Annotated in this window: 20 protein-coding genes and 2 riboswitches; of the genes, 6 read left to right on the plus strand and 14 right to left on the minus strand. The window is 61.1% G+C overall.

The features are described from left to right. Positions 1–2: 2 nt before the first annotated feature. Positions 3–479 carry a transcription elongation factor GreA gene (gene greA / locus C7S18_RS14815; RefSeq protein WP_106892297.1) on the minus strand — a complete coding sequence of 159 codons (477 nt, stop codon included), beginning with the start codon at positions 477–479 and terminating at the stop codon, positions 3–5. Then, positions 476–3,685, minus strand: a complete 3,210-nt coding sequence (gene carB / locus C7S18_RS14820; RefSeq protein WP_106892298.1) for a carbamoyl-phosphate synthase large subunit — start codon at positions 3,683–3,685, stop codon at positions 476–478. The genes greA and carB overlap by 4 nt, the downstream gene beginning before the upstream one ends. A gap of 248 nt (positions 3,686–3,933) precedes the next feature. Here carB and C7S18_RS14825 point away from each other — a divergent pair, with 248 nt between their 5' ends. The 3 genes from C7S18_RS14825 to C7S18_RS14835 all read left to right on the plus strand — a co-directional run bounded on the left by C7S18_RS14825 (position 3,934) and on the right by C7S18_RS14835 (position 6,790). Then, positions 3,934–4,629: a hypothetical protein gene (locus C7S18_RS14825; protein ID WP_146151935.1), complete on the plus strand. Its 696-nt coding sequence runs from the start codon at positions 3,934–3,936 to the stop codon at positions 4,627–4,629. 107 nt (positions 4,630–4,736) lie between these two features. Next, a complete protein-coding gene (locus tag C7S18_RS14830; RefSeq protein WP_106892300.1) occupies positions 4,737–5,801 on the plus strand; it encodes a cyclic nucleotide-binding domain-containing protein in 1,065 nt (354 codons plus the stop codon). A gap of 119 nt (positions 5,802–5,920) precedes the next feature. Further along, positions 5,921–6,790: an alpha/beta hydrolase family protein gene (locus C7S18_RS14835; RefSeq protein WP_106892301.1), complete on the plus strand. Its 870-nt coding sequence runs from the start codon at positions 5,921–5,923 to the stop codon at positions 6,788–6,790. Here C7S18_RS14835 and C7S18_RS14840 read toward each other — a convergent pair. From C7S18_RS14840 to C7S18_RS14900, 12 genes are all read right to left on the minus strand, one after another. Continuing rightward, complete coding sequence (locus C7S18_RS14840) at positions 6,778–7,560, minus strand: N-formylglutamate amidohydrolase (RefSeq protein ID WP_106892302.1); 783 nt, start codon at positions 7,558–7,560, stop codon at positions 6,778–6,780. The genes C7S18_RS14835 and C7S18_RS14840 overlap by 13 nt on opposite strands. Before the next feature lie 24 nt (positions 7,561–7,584). Next, the gene (gene gcvP / locus C7S18_RS14845) at positions 7,585–10,458 is read right to left on the minus strand and encodes an aminomethyl-transferring glycine dehydrogenase (RefSeq protein WP_106892303.1); all 2,874 of its coding nucleotides are present in this window, start codon (positions 10,456–10,458) and stop codon (positions 7,585–7,587) included. Between the two features lie 49 nt (positions 10,459–10,507). Beyond that, positions 10,508–10,589: riboswitch (glycine riboswitch) on the minus strand. Between the two features lie 11 nt (positions 10,590–10,600). Continuing rightward, positions 10,601–10,697: riboswitch (glycine riboswitch) on the minus strand. Positions 10,698–10,840: 143 nt separating this feature from the next. Continuing rightward, positions 10,841–11,725 carry a DUF2058 family protein gene (locus C7S18_RS14850; protein WP_106892304.1) on the minus strand — a complete coding sequence of 295 codons (885 nt, stop codon included), beginning with the start codon at positions 11,723–11,725 and terminating at the stop codon, positions 10,841–10,843. A gap of 228 nt (positions 11,726–11,953) precedes the next feature. Continuing rightward, the gene (locus tag C7S18_RS14855; RefSeq protein ID WP_106892305.1) at positions 11,954–12,193 is read right to left on the minus strand and encodes a SlyX family protein; all 240 of its coding nucleotides are present in this window, start codon (positions 12,191–12,193) and stop codon (positions 11,954–11,956) included. Then, positions 12,190–12,861 carry a hypothetical protein gene (locus C7S18_RS14860; RefSeq protein WP_146151936.1) on the minus strand — a complete coding sequence of 224 codons (672 nt, stop codon included), beginning with the start codon at positions 12,859–12,861 and terminating at the stop codon, positions 12,190–12,192. The genes C7S18_RS14855 and C7S18_RS14860 overlap by 4 nt, the downstream gene beginning before the upstream one ends. Further along, positions 12,858–13,646, minus strand: coding sequence for a CpsB/CapC family capsule biosynthesis tyrosine phosphatase (locus tag C7S18_RS14865; RefSeq protein WP_146151937.1), 789 nt, complete (start codon positions 13,644–13,646; stop codon positions 12,858–12,860). The genes C7S18_RS14860 and C7S18_RS14865 overlap by 4 nt, the downstream gene beginning before the upstream one ends. After that, positions 13,606–15,834: a GumC family protein gene (locus tag C7S18_RS14870; RefSeq protein WP_170113282.1), complete on the minus strand. Its 2,229-nt coding sequence runs from the start codon at positions 15,832–15,834 to the stop codon at positions 13,606–13,608. The genes C7S18_RS14865 and C7S18_RS14870 overlap by 41 nt, the downstream gene beginning before the upstream one ends. Positions 15,835–15,994: 160 nt before the next feature. Then, positions 15,995–16,555, minus strand: a complete 561-nt coding sequence (locus C7S18_RS14875) for a polysaccharide biosynthesis/export family protein (protein ID WP_106892309.1) — start codon at positions 16,553–16,555, stop codon at positions 15,995–15,997. A 45-nt stretch (positions 16,556–16,600) separates the two neighbouring features. Continuing rightward, entirely contained in the window at positions 16,601–17,785 is a 1,185-nt protein-coding gene (locus tag C7S18_RS14880; RefSeq protein WP_106892310.1) for an outer membrane beta-barrel protein, read from the minus strand. 739 nt (positions 17,786–18,524) lie between these two features. Next, positions 18,525–18,950, minus strand: coding sequence for a hypothetical protein (locus tag C7S18_RS14890; RefSeq protein WP_106892312.1), 426 nt, complete (start codon positions 18,948–18,950; stop codon positions 18,525–18,527). 214 nt (positions 18,951–19,164) lie between these two features. Then, entirely contained in the window at positions 19,165–20,013 is an 849-nt protein-coding gene (gene asd, locus C7S18_RS14895) for an archaetidylserine decarboxylase (protein ID WP_106892313.1), read from the minus strand. Further along, positions 20,010–20,627, minus strand: coding sequence for an SCO family protein (locus C7S18_RS14900; protein ID WP_106892314.1), 618 nt, complete (start codon positions 20,625–20,627; stop codon positions 20,010–20,012). The genes asd and C7S18_RS14900 overlap by 4 nt, the downstream gene beginning before the upstream one ends. Before the next feature lie 89 nt (positions 20,628–20,716). On the opposite strand from C7S18_RS14900, the gene prmB reads away from it, so the two are divergent. From prmB to C7S18_RS14915, 3 genes are all read left to right on the plus strand, one after another. After that, positions 20,717–21,640 (plus strand): 50S ribosomal protein L3 N(5)-glutamine methyltransferase, encoded by a 924-nt coding sequence (gene prmB / locus C7S18_RS14905; RefSeq protein WP_106892315.1) that lies wholly within the window; start codon positions 20,717–20,719, stop codon positions 21,638–21,640. Beyond that, positions 21,637–22,743, plus strand: a complete 1,107-nt coding sequence (gene aroC, locus C7S18_RS14910) for a chorismate synthase (RefSeq protein WP_106892316.1) — start codon at positions 21,637–21,639, stop codon at positions 22,741–22,743. Before prmB ends, aroC begins: the two co-directional genes overlap by 4 nt. Before the next feature lie 72 nt (positions 22,744–22,815). Continuing rightward, complete coding sequence (locus C7S18_RS14915; RefSeq protein ID WP_106892317.1) at positions 22,816–23,844, plus strand: aspartate-semialdehyde dehydrogenase; 1,029 nt, start codon at positions 22,816–22,818, stop codon at positions 23,842–23,844. The last annotated feature ends 326 nt before the right edge of the window (positions 23,845–24,170 follow it).

Below are 24,170 nucleotides of genomic sequence, written 5' to 3' on the forward strand. Positions count from 1 at the left end.
GCTTATTCGTAGCGAACGCCGACGATTTCGTAACTCTTGCGACCATTCGCCGCCATCAGTTCGACCGTATCGCCCTCGCTCTTGCCAATCAGCGCGCGCGCCAGTGGCGACGTCACCGAGATCAGGCTGCGCTTGATATCTGCTTCAAGCTCGCCAACGATCTGGTACGTCGTCTCCTCGTTCGTGTGATTGGCGAGGAGATCGACCGTGGCGCCAAACACGATGCGGGAGCCGGCCGTCAACCTGCTGACGTCGATCACTTCCGCAAACGACAGCGCAGCCTCGATTTCCATGATGCGACCTTCGCAGAAGCCCTGCTGCTCGCGGGCAGCGGCATATTCCGCATTCTCCTTCAGGTCGCCATGGGCGCGCGCTTCGGCAATCGCCTGAATGATGCGCGGGCGCTCAACCGACTTGAGGCGATCAACTTCTTCTCGGAGGCGCTCGGCGCCAGCTTTGGTCAGGGGGACTCGTTTCATAGCGACAGTGTCTTGTGCAGTTCCTGGAGCGAGCTGACTCGCTCAGAGTTACGGTGTTCCAACGATTGCACCAAAGCCAGGGCGCCGGCAACTGTTGTGGAGTAAGTGACGCCCTTTTGCAAGGCGCTGCGACGGATCGAGAACGAATCGGCAATGGCCTGCTTGCCCTCGGTGGTGTTGACGACGAAGGTGATCTCAGCGTTCTTGATCGCATCGACGATATGCGGCCGACCTTCGATCACCTTGTTGATGCGCTCGCAGGCAAAGCCATTGGCGCGCAGATAATCGCAGGTGCCCGACGTCGCGACGAGCGAAAAGCCGCGTTGCACCAGCACGCGCACCTTGTCGGCGTCGCGGACACTGACAAACGCTTTGCCAACCGGCGGCGCCTTGATATTCGCCGCCTCGTGCGCACGCGCGAATGCTTCGTTGAAGTGCCGACCAACGCCCATGACCTCGCCCGTCGAACGCATTTCCGGTCCAAGGATCGGATCGACGTTCTGAAACTTCGCGAATGGGAAAATCGCTTCCTTGACCGAGTAATACTGCGGCACGATTTCTTCCGTGACGCCCTGCTGGGCGAGCGACCGGCCTGCCATACAGCGCGCGGCCACCTTCGCGAGCGGCACCCCGATCGCCTTCGAAACAAATGGCACCGTGCGCGACGCGCGCGGATTCACTTCGAGCACAAAGATCGTCTCGCCCTGAATCGCGAACTGCGTGTTCATCAGGCCGACAACTTTGAGCCCCTTCGCCATTTGGGCCACCTGTTCGCGCAGGCGGTCCTGAATCTCCTTGCTCAACGAATAGGGCGGCAGTGAGCAACTGGAGTCGCCCGAGTGCACGCCCGCCTCTTCGATGTGCTCCATGATGCCGCCGATCAACACTTGGCCATCCAGGTCGGCGACGATGTCGACATCGACTTCGATCGCATTGTCGAGGAAGCGATCGAGCAACACCGGCGAGTCGTTCGACACACGCACCGCATCGGTGATGTAGCGCTTCAAATCGGCATCGGAATAGACCACTTCCATCGCGCGACCCCCGAGCACATAACTCGGACGCACGACGAGCGGGTAGCCAATTTCGCGGGCCAACACCAACGCCTCGTCCGGATTGCGGGCCGTGCGATTCGGTGGCTGCAGCAGACCGAGTTGCTCAATGAGCTTTTGGAAGCGCTCGCGATCTTCGGCGAGATCGATCGAATCCGGCGACGTCCCGATAATCGGCACACCATTCGCTTCCAGTGCACGCGCAAGTTTCAACGGCGTTTGGCCACCGTATTGCACGATCACACCTTTCGGCTGCTCCAAATCGACGATCTCGAGCACGTCTTCCAAGGTCAGCGGTTCGAAATAGAGGCGATCGGACGTGTCGTAGTCGGTCGACACGGTTTCCGGGTTGCAATTGACCATGATGGTTTCGAAACCATCATCGCGCAGCGCGAGCGCCGCGTGCACGCAGCAGTAGTCGAATTCGATGCCCTGACCAATGCGGTTCGGGCCGCCACCCAGCACCATGATCTTGTCGCGGTTGGTGGGCTCGGCTTCGTTCTCGTCCTCGTACGTGGAATAGAGATACGCCGTCGAGGTCGAGAATTCTGCGGCACACGAGTCCACGCGCTTGTAGACCGGACGCACTTTCAACGCGCGCCGCAGCACGCGAATGGCATCCTCATTGGTGCCAACGAGCTTGGCCAGACGCGAATCGGCAAAGCCATCGCGCTTCAGCACCAGCATACGTTCGGCGGTCAGCGCCACCAGGCCCTGATCGGAGACTTCGAGCTCGGTCTGAATCAGTTCTTCAATCGCCATCAAAAACCACGTGTCGATGCGCGATAGCTGATAGACCTCGTCGAGACTCAAACCCGCGCGGAACGCATCGGCGACATAGAAGATGCGATCGGCGCCAGGTTCCTTCAACTGACGCTTCAGCTCTGCCAGACCTTCAGTCGTGCTGAAATCGAGGCCGGTCGGATTCAGACCATCCTTGCCGGTCTCCATCCCCCGAAGGGCTTTTTGCAACGACTCTTTGAAGCACCGACCGATCGCCATGACTTCGCCGACCGACTTCATCTGTGTCGTCAGACGGGCATCGGCAGCCGGAAATTTCTCGAACGCAAAGCGCGGAATCTTGGTGACGACATAGTCGATGGCCGGTTCGAACGACGCCGGCGTCTTGCCGCCCGTGATGTCGTTCTTCAGCTCATCGAGCGTGTAGCCGACCGCGAGCTTCGCGGCGACTTTTGCAATCGGAAAACCAGTCGCCTTGGACGCCAGCGCCGAAGAACGCGACACGCGCGGATTCATCTCGATGACGACCACACGGCCGTTCTCGCTGTTGACCCCGAACTGCACGTTCGAGCCACCAGTATCGACACCAATTTTGCGCAGCACTGCGAGCGACGCATCGCGCAGGCGCTGGTATTCCTTGTCGGTTAGTGTCTGTGCGGGCGCAACCGTGATCGAGTCACCAGTGTGCACACCCATCGGGTCGAAGTTCTCGATCGAGCAGACGATGATGCAGTTGTCCGCCTTGTCGCGGACCACTTCCATTTCGAATTCCTTCCAGCCGAGGACGGACTCTTCGACCAGCACTTCGTGCACGGGCGAGAGTTCCAGACCACGACCGACGATCTCGATGAATTCTTCGCGGTTGTAGGCAATGCCGCCGCCCGAGCCGCCCAGCGTGAAGCTCGGGCGGATGATCGTCGGGTAGCCAACCTTGGCCTGAATCTCCAGCGCCTGGTCCATCGACTTGGCGACTTCGGCGCGCGGGCATTCAAGCCCGATGTCCATCATCGCGCGGCGGAACAGCTCGCGGTCTTCGGCCATGCGGATGGCTTCGCGGCTTGCGCCGATCAGCTCCACGCCATACTTCTCCAGCACGCCATGGTCGGCCAGATCGAGCGCCGTGTTCAGCGCGGTCTGTCCGCCCATGGTCGGCAGCAGCGCATCTGGGCGCTCCTTGGCGATGATTTTCTCGATGCGCTTCCAGTTGATCGGTTCGATGTAGACCGCGTCGGCGGTCTCCGGGTCGGTCATGATCGTGGCCGGATTGGAGTTGACCAGGATGACCCGGTACCCCTCCTGCTTCAGCGCCTTGCAGGCCTGGGCGCCGGAATAATCGAATTCACAGGCCTGACCAATCACGATGGGGCCAGCCCCGATGATCAGGATCGAGCGGATGTCGTTGCGCTTAGGCATGAGTCTCCAGGGAACCGCGTGTTGCCACGGGCTCGATTCAGTTGCAGTGGAAAGCAGGCAGCGTTTTGGGCCAGGCGGGTTCAGGGCCTGGCTCAAGGTGCGAATCCGGAATTCAGCCCGAATCCAGTCGCGGCGGAAGGATTTTTGGGTCCTTCCGCCGAAACGTCCTGCGCCTGAGCGGTAAGTTTACCGACAAACACGCACACCCGGAAATGACAAGAAGCGGGCTTCCGGGCAAGATGTTGCCCATGACCGACCTCTTCTGGCGTTCCTCCTGGCATTTCCTGGTGCATTTCGGCACGGGCGCCGGCATCGTGCTGCTGCTTGGCATCGGTCTCGCGTGGCTGTCGCGCAGATTCGTGAGATTCGGCGACGGTTTGCCCGGCTGGGCGTTGAGCACGTCCACGGTCTGTCTGGGCTTGACCATCGTCGCCTGCAGCATGTTGACCGGCCTGCAAACCGGCGCAGTAGGCGTGTTGTCCCGGCTGATCGAGACCGAAAGCCGGGTTCTCGCCGAGCAAGGCCTCCTGCTCGCTGGCAAGCCGCTCGGGATCGACAGTACCGAACAGGCATTCGGCCTGACCGAGTTGAACCAACTTGCCGAGCGTTACGCGCCCGAAACCACGCAACAGAGCAAGGACTATCTGGCAAGCCTTGGCTGGCTGGATCAGGCCGAAGCCAAATGGCAGGACCTGCCCGAATTCCTCCGCAAACAGGCCGAAGCCGCAGCGCCGCGAACCCAATGGCGCATCAAGGACGTGGTCGACCTCGCCTACCAGACCACGGTGCTCCCGGCGACCACGGCCGCAAAGTGGCAGATCTGGTCGTTCGCCTACGGCTTGGCTGGCCTGCTGATTGCCACGATGCTCTGTATCGATTTGTTTCTGCGCTGGTTGTCCCGGCACCTGGATCGCGGCGATGGAACGCCGAGCCACACGACCTGACTGGGTTCCGGCGCTCGACACCAGTCGAAACGCGCCAAAAGCCGAGGGCTTGTGAAGGCAGACGCAAAGGCTACACTCAGGCCCTGGATTGATTGAGGCAGCCTTCCATGAACATCGACGCAGCAACCCTGGCGAAACTCTACCCGCTGGACAAACTGCGCCCGGAAAGTCTGGATCAACTGGTTAAGGAATGCGCCATCGAGGAAGTCGGCAAGGGGGCTGTGCTGTTCCGCGCCGGCGATACCGACGAGCACACGCTTTACGTGTTGAGCGGTGTGGTCCGCGGTGATTACCCGGATGGCAAGACCAAGACGACCGATGGCAATTCGCTGCAGGGCCGCTACGCGCTGGGCGATCTGCAGCCGCGGCGATTCACGGCCACGGTCGATTCCATGACCGCCCATATTCTGAAAGTGGACCGCCGGTATACCGAGAAGGTCATCACCTGGGACCAACTGACGCGGCAGACCACGTTCAAGCACTATGACGCCGACCCTGGCGCCAATCGTTGGGTCTTCCGCCTGCTGCACAATCGCGCGCTGCATAAGTTGCCGACCGGCGCGGTCGAGCGTCTGTTCCAGCGCTTGGAAGAAATTCCGGTCAGTCGCGGGCAGGTGATCATTCGCGAGGGCGACGAAGCCGACTACTTCTTCGTCATCAAGGAAGGCACCGCGTCGGTGTCCAAACTGACCGAAGGTGGCGACGCCATCGTCGCGTATCTGGTCCGCGGCGACACATTCGGCGAGGATGCATTGCTGACGCGCAGCGTCCGCAACGCCACGGTGGCGATGATGAGTGCCGGCAAGCTGATGCGCCTGTCCCATCGCGACTTTGCCGAAATCCTGACGCCGCCAGTGGTCGACTGGGTCAGCCCGGGCAAGGCCTCGATTCTGGCCCGCCAAGGCGCGCAGATTCTGGATGTCCGCACGATCGAGGAGTTCGAGGAGCGGGCGATCAAGGGCGCAATGAACATCCCGCTGCTCAATCTCCGAGACCGGATCGACGAACTCGACCGCAAGCGCGAAGTACTCGTCTATTGCGGCACCGGCGAGCGCAGTGCGGCCGCAGCGTTCATTCTGAGCAAAATCGGGTTCACGTCATACGCGCTGCAAGGTGGACTGAGCGCCATGATGAAACAGCTCGAAAAGGCGCCGCCCGGCAGCAAGGCTTGACCCAGCACAAGACGCGTTGGCGGATACAGCGCCGAACCGGGGCGGTTTTGCATCTTTGCCGAAAGCCCGCAACTCGGCAGACTGTGGCGCTTCAACCCGAGTAACCGTGCAAATCCGACATGGACAAACACCGCATCCACCTTGCCGACGGCCATCAGTTCACGCTCCACAGCATGGTGCCGGCGTCTGCCCGCGCGCTGATCTACTGGTGCCCGGCGCTCGGCGTACCCGGCCGCAAGTATCAACGCCTTGCGGACGCGTTGAGCCAGCACGGGATCGGCCTCTTGTCACACGAATGGCGCGGCACGGACACGAGCAACGTGCGTGCGGCCCGCAGTCATGACTGGCGCTATCAAGCGCTGTTCGCCGATATCGACGCCGGACTTCAGTATGCCCGTGAGCATTGGCCCAACGTCCCGATCTGGCTCGGTGGTCACAGCCTGGGCTCGCAACTGGCGCTGCTGCAACTCGCACGGGATCAAACGGCAGCCGGCGCGATCATCGTCGCGGGCGGCTCGCCGTATTGGCGGACCTATCCCTGGCTCGGCCGGCCAATGCTGTTTTTGGCGGCGCTCGGGTTTCCGCTGATCGGCAAATTGATTGGTCACTATCCGGGCCAGAAGATCGGCTTTGCCGGCCGCGAAGCACGCGGTGTCATGGCGGAATGGGGCCGCTCCGCGCTGACGGGTCATTACCGTCTGCGCAACATGGATGCGGATCTGGAGTCACGCCTGAACCAGGACACGAGGCCGGTGTTGGCCGTGCATGTGGCCCAAGATCAGTATGTACCGCATGCGTCGCTCGACTATCTGGTCAACAAAGCGGGCCGCGCGAAACATCAGCGCATCAATCTCGGCACGCATGACTTTCCGAGCGGCAAGGCCGATCATTTTTCGTGGATGCGCGAGCCAGAGCCAATTGCGGTGCGTTTGGCGGCTGCAATGTTTGCCGATGGCGTGGATGTGGCGCCGTTGCGTCAAACAGCCTGATGAAACTTGAGATTCAGTTCTGAACGCAGCACGTGATCAATCTCCCCTGCCCAGAACGCCGCACCGGCCTCAGTGCGGATCAAGTCATTGCGCAGCTCGAACATGATGTGCCACAAGCCGCGCTGCACCCCATGCGTTTCGAGTGAATAGCCCATCGCCGTGCGTCCGTCGTACGGTTCGTTGTCGCCCACGATGTGGCGACGGTCGTTCAATGCGGCCAATACACGCGCGTGCCGCTCGGGGTCGCGCTGCCACAACACACCAATCTGCCAAGGTCGCGAAAAACCTTCGAGCACTGGTGTGAAACTATGCACAGACACGATTTGCGGCTCGATGCCAAGCGCGCTGCGCTGATCGATCTCGCTTGCGATCGCCTGATGATAAGGCCGGTGATAGGCCGCAACACGACGCTCGCGTTCACGCTGATCGACCGCTTGATTGCCCGGCACGGCGATGCCATCGCTTTCGGCCAGAATCAAGCTCGGACTGCTTTCGGACCGGTTCAAATCTGCGACGAGTCGCGATACACCGCCGAGCACGGCACTGCACTGCCAGCGTTGCAACAAGGCTTGCACAACGAGCCGCACACCCGGATCGAATGCAATGTGATCAGACAACGCATCGGCGCCAAGACCGAGGTCGCGAAGCTCTGGCGGCACCGCGTTCGACGCATGCTCGGCAATGATCAGCACATGCCGATTGGTGCCCGCAATCAGGTGATACGGGGCTTGATAGCGATCAAGCCCCGTCTCTGGATCAATGGCGATCATTGATGGCACGCGCGGCGGTGAGACTCAGGCGGCGTCTTGACGATACTCGTCGGGCGTCGGGCACAGGCAAATCAGATTGCGATCGCCGTAGACGTTGTCGACACGACCGACCGGCGACCAATACTTGTCGAGCCGATCCACGCCAGCCGGATAGCAGGCCTCTTCGCGGCTGTACGGACGCGTCCATTCCGCATCGATTAGATCGTGCACCGTATGCGGCGAATTGCGCAGCATCGACGTTTCGATTGGATACTTGCCCGCTTCGACGGCGGCGATCTCGGCGCGAATATGGACCATCGCATCGCAGAAGCGGTCGATCTCATATTTCGACTCCGATTCGGTCGGCTCGATCATCAACGTGCCGGGCACCGGGAAGCTCATGGTCGGCGCGTGGAAACCGTAGTCGATCAAACGCTTCGCGATGTCGTCCACCGTCACGCCGCACGCATCTTTCAGCGGACGCGGATCGACGATGCACTCATGCGCGACGCGACCGTTGTGGTTCTTGTAGAGCACCGGGAAGTGCGGATCGAGGCGCTTTGCGATGTAGTTCGCGTTGAGGATCGCCACCTTCGTCGCTTCGGTCAGACCCTCGGCACCCATCATCAGAATGTAGGCATACGAGATCGGCAAGATCGACGACGAACCATACGGCGCCGCCGACACGGGGCCGACTGGCGACTTGCCGCCGTCGAGCTCCGGATGCCCTGGCAGGAACGGCGCGAGGTGCGCGCGCACACCAATTGGACCCATACCCGGGCCGCCGCCGCCGTGCGGAATGCAAAACGTCTTGTGCAGATTCAAGTGCGACACGTCGGCGCCGAACTCACCCGGACGCGACAGACCGACCTGCGCATTCATGTTGGCACCGTCCAGATACACCTGACCGCCATGCTGGTGCACCAGGTCGCAGATTTCGCGAATCTGCTCCTCGAACACACCATGCGTGGACGGATACGTGATCATCAACGCTGCCAGATTCGCGCTGTGCTGTTCTGCCTTCGCGCGGAGATCACCGAGATCGACGTTGCCTTCGCTGTCGCAATTGACGACCACGACGTCCATGCCCACCATCTGCGCCGACGCGGGATTCGTCCCGTGCGCGCTGGAGGGAATCAGACAGACGCTACGATGGGTGTCACCGCGGCTCAAGTGATACGCGCGGATCGCCAGCAAGCCCGCATATTCGCCCTGCGCACCGGAGTTGGGCTGCAGGCTGACGGCATCGTAGCCCGTGATCTCGCACAACCACGCCTTCAGGTCTTCAAACATTTCCAAATAGCCGTGCGCCTGCTCGGCCGGCGCGAACGGATGCAGGCCACCAAACTCGGGCCACGTCACCGGAATCATTTCGGCCGTCGCATTCAACTTCATCGTGCACGAGCCGAGCGGGATCATTGCGCGATCAAGCGCCAGATCGCGATCGGCGAGCTTTCGCATGTAGCGCAGCAGCTCGGTTTCCGAGCGATAGCGGCTGAACACCGGGTGCTTCAGGCACGAGCCAGCACGGCGCAGGTTTGCGGGCAAATGAGAACCCGCCTGCTCGTTGATATCGGCATAGCGGAACTCGCCGCCAAACGCGCGCCAGACCAGCTCCACCACGGCGTCAGTCGTTGTTTCATCGAGGCTGATGCCAAGCAGACCATCCGGCAGGATGCGCAGGTTGATGCGACCCGCGAGCGCGTGCTCGATGACGGCCCGTTGCTGCGCACCGGCACGCACGGTGATCGTGTCGAAGAAGTGCTCGTGCGCCAGCTCGAAGCCAAGCTTCTGCAGACCTTGCGCCAGCGTCGCCGTGCGTACATGCACATCGTGCGCGATCGCACTCAGGCCTTCTGGACCGTGATACAGCGCGTACATGGAGGCGATCACTGCAAGCAACACTTGTGCGGTGCAGATATTCGATGTCGCCTTCTCGCGGCGGATGTGCTGTTCGCGCGTTTGCAGACTGAGGCGCGAGGCCGGACGGCCACGCGAATCAACGGAGACACCAATGATCCGCCCCGGAATCGAGCGCTTGAACGCATCGCGCACCGCCATATAGGCCGCATGCGGACCACCGTAACCCATCGGTACGCCAAAGCGCTGCGTCGAACCGATGGCCATGTCGGCACCCAGCTCGCCCGGCGGCGTCAGCACGGTCAGGGCAAGCGGATCGGCAGCCATGATCGCAATCGCGCCGGCCGCTTTGATCTTGGCGATCAGTTCGCGATCATCGCGGATACCACCTTGCGTGCCCGGATATTGCAACAACACGCCAAACACCTTGCTTGGATCCAGGTCCTTGTTTGGATCGCCGACAATGACATCCCAATTCAACGGTTCGGCGCGCACGCGCACCACGGCGATGGTTTGCGGATGGCAGGCAGCATCCACGAAAAATGCTTTGACCTTGGACTTCGACACCCGCTCGGCGACGGCCATCGCCTCGGCCGCGGCCGTGCCTTCATCGAGCAGCGACGCGTTGGCGACATCCAATGCCGTCAGTTCGCAGACCATCGTCTGGAAGTTCAGCAGCGCTTCGAGGCGGCCCTGGCTGATTTCCGGTTGGTACGGCGTGTACGCCGTGTACCATGCCGGGTTCTCAAGAATGTTGCGCTGAATGACGAGCGGCAGATGGGTGCCGTAATAACCCTGGCCAATCAGCGAGGTGAACACTTGGTTGCGGTTGGCCAACTCGCGCATACGGCCGAGCGCTTCTACTTCGCTCAAGGGACGGCCGATGCGCATCATCTGATGCAACCGGATGGACTCCGGCACGGTCTCGTCGATCAACTGGTCGAGCGAGTCAACGCCGATGGTGTCGAGCATGGCGCGCACTTCGTGCGGGGCCGGGCCAATGTGGCGGGCCGCAAAATCGCGGGCAATATGGGGCGTGGGCAGTTGCGTCGGGCTCATGGCATTGGCATCGAGACAGGGAAAAGGTGCCCAGCAATGAATACTGGGTCGAACCCCATCTGTCGCTTGCGCCTGAGAGCGTTATCCCGTCGGCGGAGCCGGAGGCCGGCTCACTTTCCAGATGTGTTCCCTGTGCACGCACAGGAGCCGTACGGTCCTTTGGCCTGAGAGATTCCGGGGCGGTTGCTCCTTCGGCGCGCGCACCAGATTCTGGCACGCGACTCTCCCGCACAGCATCGATATGGTACTGCCCCCGTTTCCGAACCCGCAATCCACGGTTCGTCAACGGATGCCACGCGAATCACCAGGCCGACCGCTGCCCGACAAAAGTCATCAGACGGATCCGCCAACCGTCACCAGTCGGCGAATCTGTCGATGCGACTCAGTCGGCGGAACCCGCATCAACCGGGACCGCATCAACCGACCCGGCCGCAACTGCCGACGCCTCTGCAGCAATCGGTTCGACCGCCGCTTCGATGGCCGGCGTCAGCGGTGCAGCCGCTGGCAACGCCGCCGCATCGGGCATCTCGGGACCGGTGTCGGTTTCGCCCGGGGCCAGCAGCAACGCCACCATGTCGGCGGCAAACGTCTGAACGTCTTCGGCCAAAGCCCGGTTGACAATCAGATAACGCGCTTCCAATTGGACGATGGCCAAATCGCCCTGATTGATTTGCTGCAGTTGCGCGTCGTCGACGTAGACGCGCCGAATCTTGCCGCGATGCTCAAAATGCCGCGGCAGCTCAGCCTGCTCGGGCGGCAGGTTGAGCGCTTTGCCGTCCAAGAGACGCTGCAATCGTTCTTTGCGCTCTTTCTTTTGCCGCGCCTTTTCCTCGGCCGCCTTTTTCAGCGCCTCAGCCTCGGCCCGCTCAGCTTGCGCGCGCAAGGCATACGCCTTTGCCAAGTCCATTTCCTCGCGGCTGCGGGGCGCCTGCGGCTTGCCAGCATGCGCCTGCGATCGGCCAGGGTGCCCATGTTGGGTTTGCGGGCGCGGCTGCTGTGGACCACCCTGGTTCGGCTTGCCGCCGTGCGGCTTGCCATCATGGGGTCGACCACCATGGGGCCTGCCGCCCGGATTTTGGCCAGCGCCAGGCTTGTGACCCGGTCCGCCATGACGGTTGGGCGCCCCGCCTTTACCGGCGGGGTTGGCCTGACCATGCGGCGGACGGCCCTGGCCCTGTGGCCTTGGTCCGCTATTTGGCTTCGGCTCCGGTTTCGGCGCGGGTTTCAGCCCCAATTTCAACAACTGGTCACGAATCGAATCGGACATGACAGGTTTGCGGGTTCAGAATCGAGCTGGCAAGCATACCCCGAACCGGGGCTTCGAACCCAGTTCGGGCCGGAATTGACGCACGAATCGATGGGCGCCCACGCCATACGGGATCATCCGCCACGGCGCTTCCGCACAAACGCGGCGACGCAAGTGATTGATTCGTTTCGGGCAAGCCGACCTGTCAGCCGAGTTAGCGTGGCGCTAAACAGCGCGCGCGACTGGCGGTCAGTAGTGCGGCGGTGGCGCTTCGTCGCGGACATCATGCCCTAGAGCCACGCGCAGCATCGCCACTTCGCGGCGAAGGCTCTGAAGCTCCGACTCCAGGTCAACCATTTTGCGCGCCCCCAATGCCACGCCCGGGCTGATGCTTCCCAAGACGTCGTCTTGAAAGGCGAACCGACTCTCCAGGTCATCCAGACGGCGAGCCAGTTCAGCAACTTGATCAGACAGGGCAGCAATGGTCATAAGCGATTGGCAGGTTGGCACAGGGGATCGTCGGCCAAGGCAGCGCCCGGCGGACACAGCATATCGCGGGCACCAAAGCGCGTCCCGAGTTCGATCAGCTTCGGTCGATCGCGGCGAACCAACGCTTGCAGGATCGGCTCAGCGGGCGTTGGCGTTGCGCGACCCGCATCGCGGTAGACAAACACGGCTTCGGCGAGCGTCTGCAGCACGCGCTTCTCATTCGGACCGTAGCGCCATGCGGCGCGCCAACTGGCGTCGCTATTGGCATCCAGATCACCAAGCTGCAGCTGCACACCAAGGCGTGCCGCATACGCATAGGGCCAGCGCGGCCGCAATAGGATCGCCTGCTCGGTCCAATGCAACGCCTGCTTCAAGTGCGCGCGCTTGGCAGGCAATTCGGTTTCATTGGCGCTGAACAGGACTTCGGCCCGGGCCAACAAATCGGCGGACTCCGCATCAAATCGAAATTGCGACGCGAGCACCGGTGCCTGTTGTGCCAACCAGGCGCGCTGCGGCGCCTGGCAGCCGGCAGCGCCAATCTCACAACGAAGCAGGTGCTGCTTGAAGACGCGGAGTTGCCGGGCTTGCCAGCCAACCGCAGCAAAACTAAGCAACAAGCCCAATGCCGGCAAGAACCACACCATGCGGAACAGCTGGCTACGCCTCATATCAACGTCAACTGCGGGAAATGATACGACGCGATTTGCGCCGGCAATGCATAGACCATGGCCTCGGCAGCCGCCTCGCCCACCAGCGTCACGGCGACCTGTCGGCCAGGCTCCAGCCATGGCGGCCGGGCGGTCAAGTCCTGGCATTCGCTCGCGAGCACATGCGCCAAACCTTGTGCCACGATGCGGCGAGCACTGACCTGCGCAAACGGGCCACGGCCGCCGGCCAAGGAATCCGCACAGACTTCGACGAGCGCCCCCTGATCCACCAACTGCTGCAGACGCTCAGGGTATTTAGCCAACTCGTGATTGTGCTCGGCGCCGAGAATCATTGGGCGCACCTGTTGTCGGCGCATCCAGGCCACGGCCAGATCGAACGACTTCGGCAGACGCGTGCGCGGAATCTCGATCAGTACGACGCGGTCGCCACCGAAGTGCCCAAGCCAAGGCACCTCGTTGCGCGTGATCGCCTGCTGCAGACTCGCATCAAAGCGACACGTACCTGCCAAGGCCATATCGAGCGCCAGACCGCGCTCCGCAAGATGCGTTCGCAAGAGCGCAAACGCCGACTCGCATTGCGCGCGTCGGTCCTGATAATGATGATCCTGATACTTCGGCGTCAGCACGATGAAATCGGTGCCGTGCTGTGCGGCAGCCGTGGCCAGCTGCACCGCATCGGACATGCGCGTCGGACCATCATCGATCAGCGGCAACAACCTGGCCGCCAGATCGATGAAGCCGTGCTCACGAACCCTTGTTCTTGCTTCGGGACTTGGACTTGGCATAACCGTAGTCCGAGTAGTAGCCATCACCATGGTAGTAGTACTTGCCATAGGCATAGCCCGTGCGTCGCGGCACCACCTGATTGACCACGGCACCGATCAGCGGCGCATCAATCCGGCGCAAGCGCTTCACGCCGCTCCGGGCGATCTGCCACTGGGTGGAATCGCTGCGCACCACATACACCACACCATGCACGAGCTTGGACAGCACGAGTGCATCGGACACCGCGCAGGCCGGTGCACAGTCGATGATGACGTGATCAAACGCGCGGCTCAGGGCTTCGAGTGATTCGGCGAACTTGCGCGACGACAGAATTTCGAGCGGATTCGGTGGCGCAACGCCGGCGGGCATCACAAACAGATTCGAGCCCTCGATCTGGCGCATGCATTCCGAGATCTTACGCTCGCCGGTGATGTATTCGCTGAGCCCAGGCGATTGGCGCTGATCCGGCAAACCCTTGTGGATCGAGGGCCTTCGCATGTCCGCATCGATCAGCAGCACCTTTTTCATGTGACCGAGCGCCGTCGCGAGATTCATCGACAACGTGGTCTTGCCTTCGCTCGGCACCGACGACGTGATCAGGATGCGCTTATGCGTTTCGTCGACGGCCGATAGCAACACGCCGGTTCGGATCGTGCGAATCGCTTCGGAGAACGAAGACTGCGGGTGCGCGCCAAAATAATTGATCGGCAACTCGCCGCCTTCAGACAGTGACTTGAGTTTCGGGACGAGACCAATCACCGCGAGGCCCAGCCGCTTTTCGACGTCTTCGGCGCCCTTCAGCGTGTTGTCCATGTGGTCCAGAATCAGCGCCAGCGCCATACCGAGCGCGAGGCCGATCAATAGCCCGATCATCGTCGCGCGCCGCTTGTTCGGCCAAACCTGCGCATTCGGAATCTGGGCATTTTCGACCAGACGCGCGTTCGCGGTCTGCACACCGCCACTTGCCGACGTTTCCTTGAAGCGATTTTGGAACAGCTCGTAGATCTGCCGATTGCCGTCGACTTCGCGCTCAAGCGCAGTCAGTTCGTACTGCTTGCGATTCAAGTCCAGAAGCTCGCCTTTCGCCGCACCCAACTCGCCGCTGAGCGCGTTTTCGCGACTGACCGCAGCACGATATTCGCCCTCCACCGCGTTGGCAGCGATCTTCAATTGCCGCCCCAGGGACGCCTGCGCCGCTTCACGCTTGGTATTGGCTTCGGCCATTTTCGGATGCCGCGCCCCATAGCGCTGCGACAGTTCGCGCACTTCCGATTCGGCTTGGGTCAGCGCCGTCTTGTATTCCTGCACAATCGGCGACACCAGCAGCGCGGGCACTTCTTCCAGACTGCGGGCGTTGCGAATCTGGTTGTATGCCGTCTCTTTGTCGATCCGCTCGCGCCGCGCTTCGGCCAAGCGCTCACTCGCGAGACCCAGTTCCGTCGATGCGAGACTGTCGACGCCCTTGACGTCCAGCAAGCGCTCGCGATCGCGGAACTCCTGCAGCGTCTTCTCGGACGCTTCCAGCTTTTCGCGCAATCCCTTGGTGCGCTCGTTCAGCCATTGCGAGGCGGTTTGCGTCATTTGCAGCCGACCTTCCAGCATTTCCTCGATATAGGCCTGCGCATGCGTGTTCGCGAGCATCGCTGCAAATTCGGGATTCGGTCCGCGCATCCGGATGCGCACGAGTTGGCTGTTCCGGACCGGCATTACATCGAGCGAACCGATGACTGTATTGATCGCAACTTCGCGGGCGATCTTGGGATCGACCGGAGCTGCTGCCGGCGCCGGCTCGGGCGCCCCACCAAACAAATTGCGCCAGCTGAAAGCAGGCTTGGCGTTACCCTGCCTCTTGTTAAAGGCTTCCACCCCAAGCTTGTCGACGACGCGCTCGGCAATTGGGCGCGAGCGCAGAATTTCGTACTGGGTCTGGTAGTACTCGCCAAAGTCCCAGCCTTGTGAGCCGCGATACACTTCCTCGATCGACACAAACCGCGCGGCCTGCCGCTCGATCAGCATCGTCGCTGTGGCGTCGTAGAGTGGCACTTCCGACATGGCCCGGAGCGCCGAAATCACGCCACCGACAATCATGAGCACCAGGATGCCCCATTTATAGCGGAACAGGATGCGCAGGTAATCCTGCAGATTCGGCAACTCACGTTGCTCTGGCCCCTCAAGCTCGAGCTCTTCGGGACGGGATACGCTGTTCATGGCAAAGTTGCGCTGGCCTCGGAATAGGTGAATGTTAGCAGCCGGACTGTTAATGAGGGCCCGAACCAGTCCATCCTGGACTTTCAGACCCATATTGGGCCCGGCCGGTTTCCGGACTCAGCGTGGGTTGGCACGCCATGACAAACTGCGCAGGCCGCCTTTAGAAGAAGCTCTCTTCGACCGTGACGATGTCGCCCGGGCTCACCAGGGCGTCCATTGCAACCTGCCGTTTTTGGGTGTCGCCTTCCGCGATGAGTGAAATGCGCTTGTCCGACGCGCGCTCGGTCAGCCCACCGGCCAATGACACCGCCTTACGTACGGTGAGCCCGGGCTGGAACGGAAAGCTGCCCGGCGTCTTCACCTGGCCGTTGACGAATACCGGTCGATACTCAGAAACCGTCACGGTGACTTTCGGGTCAACCAGGTAATCCCCGGCGAGACCATCGCGAATGATGGTTTCGAGCTGCTTTGGCGTCATGCCGGTCGCCGGGATCGCGCCGAGAAACGGATACGACAGACGACCATTCTGCGGAATCTTGGTCGTGACGGTCAGATCAGGCTCGCCAAATACTTCGACCAGCACGGTGTCGCCCGGGCCGAGCCGATAGTCGGCGAATGCATCCAAGTCACGTGTGGCATTGCCCGGTGCCGCAGCAAACGCTGCACCGGCCACCCAGAGGAAGCCGATCAAGCAATAGTGGGCAATCCAACGCACGAACATGACTCAGCAACCTCCATCACCCGATTGGCTGCAGAGTCTACGCTCTTAAAGCGATGCTTCGAGTGAAAACAACAGCGTCTGGCGCTGGTAGTTAAGCTCCGGTATATCCGAATTTCGGTCGTAGGACTTGAATCCGGCGCCAAAGCGCAACCATGGCGAAATCTGATACTGACCGGCGACGCCGTAGTAGTTGGAATCATCGCTACGACCCTGCCGATCTGGCTGCAGACCGAGGCCGCGATATTCCTCATTGGCGTTGCCAATATCGATTTGTGTCGACCAACGTTCCGACCATTGATGCGACCAGGCCAGCGCAATGTCTTCGCGCAGAATGTAGTCGCCATAGCCGTTCGTTTCGTCCGTTTCGCGGCCGGTACTCAGCTCAATGACCGAATAGGTACGCGGCTTGTACGATACGCCCGCGCGCCAACTGAGACCACTGAAGTCGTCACGCGCGGGGTCGTCGAAGTCCTTTTGCACTTGTCCAACCAGGATCGTGCCGCTGGTCTTGGCCGTGGCATCAAACTCTACGCCAACATACTGATGCCGCTCAGTGTTATCGAGCGTCGCATCGTCGTAGTCAGCCTCGATCTGATCAAGCCGGACCAGCGCCGATGTCTTGGGTGCCAATCGCCAGTAAAACGCGCCACCAAGCAAGAAGTCGTCGCGGTCGCGGAATCGCGTGTACTCGCGATTGTTCTGGTAGTCGACAAAGGTCTGCCGGGCTTCAAATTCCAGGCGACCGCGCGCGCCGGGCGCGCCGAATCGATAGCGGGCACCGACCGTGCTGTTGTCGTATTCATCCGGATTCAGCGGCAACAGGGCCAAATTGCCCTCGCGCGCTGCTGTGCCGCGGGCGTCATGACCGCGACGCCAGCCGGCATCAACCGAAAATGCGTGGCGCACGACCGGGTTGTACAACCATTCGCCAGATAAGCCGTAGTCGATGTAGTCGTCCTGACTGGAACTGTCGTACCAGCCAAAGTCCATGGACGCCGTTCCAGTGAAGCGGTTCCGCGCGTCGCCGGATTGCAGCCGGACACCTGGTGACAGGCGCGTTACCAAGGAATCGATCTCGTCATGCGACGTCAACGCAACGTTGCTGTCGTAGCCGACACTGAGGCCGACGGTCGGCATGACCCGCATGGGGCCCAAATCAAAGCCGTCGCCGACCGCAAGAGCATGGCCAGACAAGGCGCTGATAAGTGTTGTTAGGAGCAATCGCTTCATGAAATTCCGGCCCGGTACCCGATTCTCTTGTAGTTTCAACTATTTCGACAACATTTCTCAAGACTTACGTAGCATTTTTGTGCACACGCTCAGCAATGATTTGAAATATATCATGCGGATTTGGACTGTCTGCTCCAGCCCGACCCTGCCAACCAGGCAGAAAGCGGCCCAAATTCCCTGGTCCGGGCAGACCCGGACCAGGGCGACGCTGGTTGGCCCACCATCGATCGCGCGTCGGTCAAGAATGACGCAAAGAACGAGCCAGGACGCTCGTTGCAGACCATGAAGGCACGAGCCAGGGACTGGTCGCTGGGCGGCGTGATATGGCACCAGGGCAAGCGCGCTGCCATTGAAAGCAGCGCTGTCAGCGCCTTGTTGGAGGCGGCAAACCGACACGAAAATTCGCAACTGACGTGATGGAATTCACACTGTGACACCCCGGAGACCTAGAACGCCACTGAACATGTTCCAAGGCAACAGGAAGCATTGAGTCCGGCCCCTGGGCGTCGCCGGGGCAGGCGATTAGCCAGCTCGGTGCGGGTCAGATCGTCCAGGATGGACTGGTTCAGCCCCGCCAAACGGTCGTGTTCCGCGAATCCAGGCCCTGGGTTAGGGCGATCAACCAATGCCGGCAGCACGCGGCCCATCAAAAAAAGCAAACCCAGGCCACTTGGCGTCAGTGTGGCCCGGGCGGCCCATTTCGGGCAAATTTGAGTGATGTTTCGGTGACGTGCGGCGATCAGGCGATGCGGGCGACGTCCCAACCGTTACCTTTGTTCAGTTCGTTCATGGTGCGCAGCGCACGCATGACTTGACGGTGCAGACTCTGCACCTCGCCATAGGGCGAGTTGGCCGTCGCCCGATACGCCGAGACCAACCAGCGACGGATTCCGGATTCCTTGATCTGCCAGACGTTGGACCGGACTTTCGGCAGTGCCACCGCCGCCTGGACGGCCAAGTCAGCCACTTCTTCGGGGCTTGGGGTGACGTGACTGGTCTCGGCCCGGTTCAGCTCGGACAACGCCGTCAGCGCGATTTTGCGCCGCTCGTCTTTCGACAGTTCCGAAATCGCGCCATGCACCACATTGAACTGCCGCACCAGCGCCAGATAACGTGCAAATGCCGTGGTCCGGGAAATCATGCGTTGGGCAACGTTCTGGGTCATGGCAGGTCTCGATACGGGAGATGGCGAGCGGCGTGAACGATGACGGAGCCGGCCCCGCGATGTTGCCAATCCGATCACATAAAGGACTTCGGCGCGACGCGAGATTCTCAATCTGCGACCCAGGACTCAATTTGCGGCGGGGCGCCCTCCCCGATGCCGGCTGCGTTCAGGGCGGTATCTGCGCTATTGAGTTGAACCGGAAGTTCAACTCAATTTATGCCGAACCAATCGTCCCAACTGCCGCCGCCAGGTCCTGCCCAAGCCGCACCGGCTGATCGACTTCGGTGGCCAGCATTTGAAAGCCCTTCGGCAGCACCACGATCACCGTGGAGCCATAGTTGAAACGCCCCATCTCGGCCAGCTTGTCGAGTCGGACGTCTTGACCTCGGTAGTCGCGCACACGCACCCGGTTTGCATAAGGCGGAATCTCATCGCCGCCAAACACGGTCGACACGCCCGAGACCAGCAACGCCCCGACCATGACCACGGCCATCGGTCCGAATTCGGTGTCAAACCGACACACCAGACGCTCATTCCGCGCGAACAGCGCCGGCACGGTGTTGACCGCCGACGGTGACACGCTGAACAGACGACCGGGAACATGCCGGGTCTCGATCAGCTTGCCCGCTGCGGGCATATGAACCCGGTGATAGTCGCGCGGCGACAAGTACACCGTGATAAAGCAGCCACCTTCGAACGCGCTCGCAAAGGAGTGATCGGCCAGCAATTCGGCCAACGAGTAGTCAACCCCTTTCGCCTGCAGGATACGCCCGGCGGTGACGGGCCCAGCCTTGGATACTTTGCCATCCGCCGGCATCAGCACTGGCGCCGCACCGGCCGGGCGCACGCCTGGCTTCAGCGCGCGCGTGAAGAACGCATTGAAGTGCTCGAACTGTTCGATATCGGTGATTTCGGCCTCGGTCCAGTCGACACCGAAACGGGTCGCAATGAACCGGATCATCGCGTTCTTGAACGGCCGAAAGCGCCAGCGTGCCGCGTACAACGCAAGGCGGGACAGGAATCGATGCGGCAACAAATAGGAAACACGAACCAACAGACTCACGGGGACACCAGCGCTTTCAGATCGTTTGCGATTCTTGCGCCATCGTGAGGGGGCTTGATCTCGCCCACCATGCGCGCCTCGGGATCGATCAGCGAAATCTTCGTGCTGTGATCGACTTGGATATCGCCATTCGGCTTTTTCTCGCGAAAGTAGACCACGCCCAAGGACTTGGTCAGGCCCGCCAGCGCCTCATCACTCCCACGCAGCGGCACGACGCGCTCGGAGAAGAACTTCGTGTACTCGGCGAGTACATTGGCCGTATCGCGATCCGGATCGATCGATACGAACACCATTTGAATGCGGTCCAGCGCGGGATCGTCCTGCAGACGCGTTTCAATCTCGCGCATGGTGGCAAGTGTGGTCGGACAAACATCCGGACAATGCGTGAAGCCAAAGAACATCAACGTGAGCTTGCCCTGCAAGTCCTGCTTGGTAAACGCACCGCCTTGCGCGCGCTCCAGCGAGAACTCGGGCAATGGATTGGCCTTGCCAAACAACACCAGGCTGGTGGGTGTAGGGGGCGGCGTGGTGGCTGATTGCTGGCGCGACAGCAGGAAGCCGAGAACGGCTGCCAACACCGCCACCAGCACGATCAATTTCGGTAACCGTGACATGAGCAATCGTCAGTAGAAAGTCAGAGTAGCCCCTGAGTATAACGGGGTAGAACCCTATAATCGGCCTCTTTCTGTGAAGGCCGACCACCATGACCGCCGAACTTGCCAGCATTCTTGACTTCATCCGCTACGGCGCCAGCCGTTTTGCCGCAGCCGGCCTGACCTTTGGCCATGGTTACGACAACGCGCTGGACGAGGCCACGCAGCTGGTGTTGCACGCGCTGCACCTGCCGCATGACCTGAATCCGGTTTACGGTCAGGCGCGTCTCGTAGCGGCCGAAAAAGCTGCCGTGCTCGCGTTGTTTGAACGTCGGATCAACGAACGCAAACCTGCCTGCTACCTCACTGGCGAGGCCTGGTTTGCAGCACTGTCGTTCAAGTGTGACGAGCGCGCGCTGGTGCCACGCTCACCCATTGCCGAGCTCATCGAAGCCGGCTTCGAACCATGGCGCAACGGCCGACCACTGAACCGCGTGCTCGACCTCTGTACCGGTGGCGGCTGTATTGCCATTGCGAGCGCTCATTACCTCCCGGAGGCGTTGGTGGACGGGGTCGATCTGTCCGATGCCGCACTGGGCCTCGCCCAGGAAAACGCCGATCGCCTGTTGGTCGCCGATCGTGTGCGCTTGCTCAAGTCGGATTTGTTCAACGAACTGACTGGCGAGACGTACGACCTGATCGTCACCAACCCACCGTACGTCACGCGCGCAGAAGTTGAAGCCTTGCCAGACGAATACCGGCATGAGCCGGAGAGCGGTTTGATTGCGGGTGAGGACGGACTCGATCTGGCCCTGCGAATCCTGCGCGATGCGCCGAATTTTCTGAACGACGACGGGTTTCTCATTTGCGAAGTTGGTGAATCCGAGCGCGCGCTGGTCAATCTGTTCCCGCAGGTGCCCTTCATTTGGATTGAATTCAAGGTTGGGCAAATGGGCATCTTCCTGCTTGAGAAAGTAGACCTGCTGACTTGGCACAACGAATTCGCCGTGGTCGCCAAGGAGCGCGGTCTGTGAGTGTGAACCGCTTCGGCAAGATTCTGTCAGTGAGCACCTTTGGCGAAAGCCACGGGCCGGCCATTGGCTGTGTGATCGATGGCGTGCCGCCTGGCATTGCCATTGCGCCGGAGCAGTTCCGCCACGACTTGGATCGCCGCGCCACGGGTAAATCCCGGCACACGTCGCAGCGTCACGAAACGGACGAGATCGAGATTCTGTCCGGGGTCTATCAAGGTAAGACCACGGGCACGGCGCTCGCGTTGCTCATCCGCAACACCGATGCGCGCAGCAAAGACTACGCCGACATCGATGCGCAGTTTCGTCCCGGCCATGCCGACTACACGTATTGGCAGAAGTACGGGATTCGCGATCCAAATGGCGGCGGCCGCTCCAGCGCTCGCGAGACTACGATGCGCGTGGCTGCAGGCGTGATTGCCAAAGCCTGGCTCGCGCAGCAATTCAACATCACGGTGCGCGGCTATCTGTCGCAACTCGGTCCGCTTAAGCCACGACAGCACGATTGGCAGGTGGTCGAGACCAACCCCTTCTTCTGGCCCGATCCCGACATGGTTACCGAGTTAGAAGCCTATATGGACGCGCTGCGCAAATCAGGTGATTCGATCGGCGCGGCGGTAACGGTGGTCGCAGAAGGCGTGCCGCCCGGATGGGGTGAGCCGATCTACGGCAAACTCGATGCCGAGATCGCGCTGGCGATGATGAGCATCAACGCGGTCAAAGGCGTCGAGATTGGCGATGGCTTTGCGGCGATCGAGCAGAAAGGCAGTGAGCATCGCGATGAGATGCGCCCGGATGGCTTTCTCAGCAATCATGCCGGCGGCATTCTGGGAGGCATTTCCACCGGCCAGACGATTCGCACGCGAATTGCCATCAAGCCCACCTCCAGCCTGCGTCTGCCGGGCCAGACCGTCAATACCCAGGGCGAGCCGGTCGAGGTCATCACGAAGGGTCGCCACGATCCTTGCGTCGGCATTCGCGCCACGCCTATTGCCGAGGCCATGCTGGCCTTGGTGCTGATGGATCAAGCCATGCGTCATCGGGCGCAATGCGGCGACGTTGGCGTTGTCGCCCCGCGCATTCCGGCGGGCACGGACCAGGAATGAACCAAGGCGGGCCTGAATGTCCAGGACGAATGGATTCAGACTCTCCCCTACACGCGTAACGAGAGAATCAAGATGGCTCAGAAAGCTCAATACAAAGTCGCAGTCGTTGGCGCCACTGGCGCGGTGGGCGACACCCTGCTCAGCATCCTCGCCGAGCGACAGTTTCCGATTTCGGAGCTGGTGCCGCTGGCGAGCGAGCGCTCGGCGGGTTCGCGCGTGGCGTTCAAGGAAAAACAACTGCTGGTTCAGAATCTCGATACCTATGACTTCACCGGCACCGACATTGCGTTGTTCTCAGCCGGCGGCAGCGTGTCCGCCAAGTACGCGCCGCGCGCGGCGGCGGCCGGATGCGTCGTCGTCGATAACACATCGCATTTTCGCTACGACGACGATATCCCATTGATCGTCAGCGAGGTAAACCCGCACGCGATTGCCGGGTACACCAAGCGCGGCATCATTGCGAATCCGAATTGCTCCACCATGCAGATGCTCGTGGCGTTGGCACCCATCCAGCGCGAAGTGGGCATTACCCGGATCAATGTAGCCACGTATCAGTCGGTTTCCGGCGCTGGTCGATCGGGGCTCGAAGAACTCGGCAAGCAAACTGCTGACATGCTCAATTTCCGGGAACTCAGCGTCAAGAAGTTTCAGGCGCAGATTGCGTTCAACCTGATTCCTCAGATCGACGACTTCCAACCAAATGGATACACGAAAGAAGAAATGAAGATGGTCTGGGAAACGCAGAAGATCTTCGAAGACCTGTCGATCCAGGTGAATCCGACCGCCGTTCGCGTGCCCGTGTTTTACGGGCACTCCGAAGCGGTGCATTTGGAAACCAAGTCGCCCATCAGCATCGAACGAGTGTTCGAACTGCTGCGGCAGGCACCGGGCGTGACCGTGGTCGACGAGCGCAAACCAGGCGGCTATCCGACCCCAGTCACGCATGCCGCTGGCAAAGATGATGTGTTTGTCGGGCGAATCCGTCAGGACATCTCGCATCCGAACGGGATCGATCTCTGGGTCGTTTCCGACAACATCAGAAAGGGCGCGGCCCTGAACGCCGTTCAGATCGCCGAAATTCTGATTCGCGACTACCTCTGACGGCACCGATGTGGCGGACCCGGCCGGCTTTTGGCTGGCGGACCCGTTCGCCGATTCGGCCCAAATGGCGGCATGGGCGCCTGACCAAGTCAGGCGAAGCGCCTTCATGCGAGTTGGGTTTTGTTTCTCAATCAATGACCTAAGGCTGACAAGAGGGCAACGTTTAAGCGCCGACCCCGGTCGCCATGCGGCTTGCCTTCAACCCGGCCCGCCTTCATGATCGACCGCGGCCGGCAAACAGGGAACCGGTTCACGAAAGTCAGCTTACGTGAAAACCTAATCTTCCCCTACACTTAGGGCCGTGTTATAAGCTGGTTTCTAACTAA

The sequence above is a fragment of the Ahniella affigens genome (assembly GCF_003015185.1).
Classification (GTDB): Bacteria; Pseudomonadota; Gammaproteobacteria; order Xanthomonadales; family Ahniellaceae; genus Ahniella; species Ahniella affigens.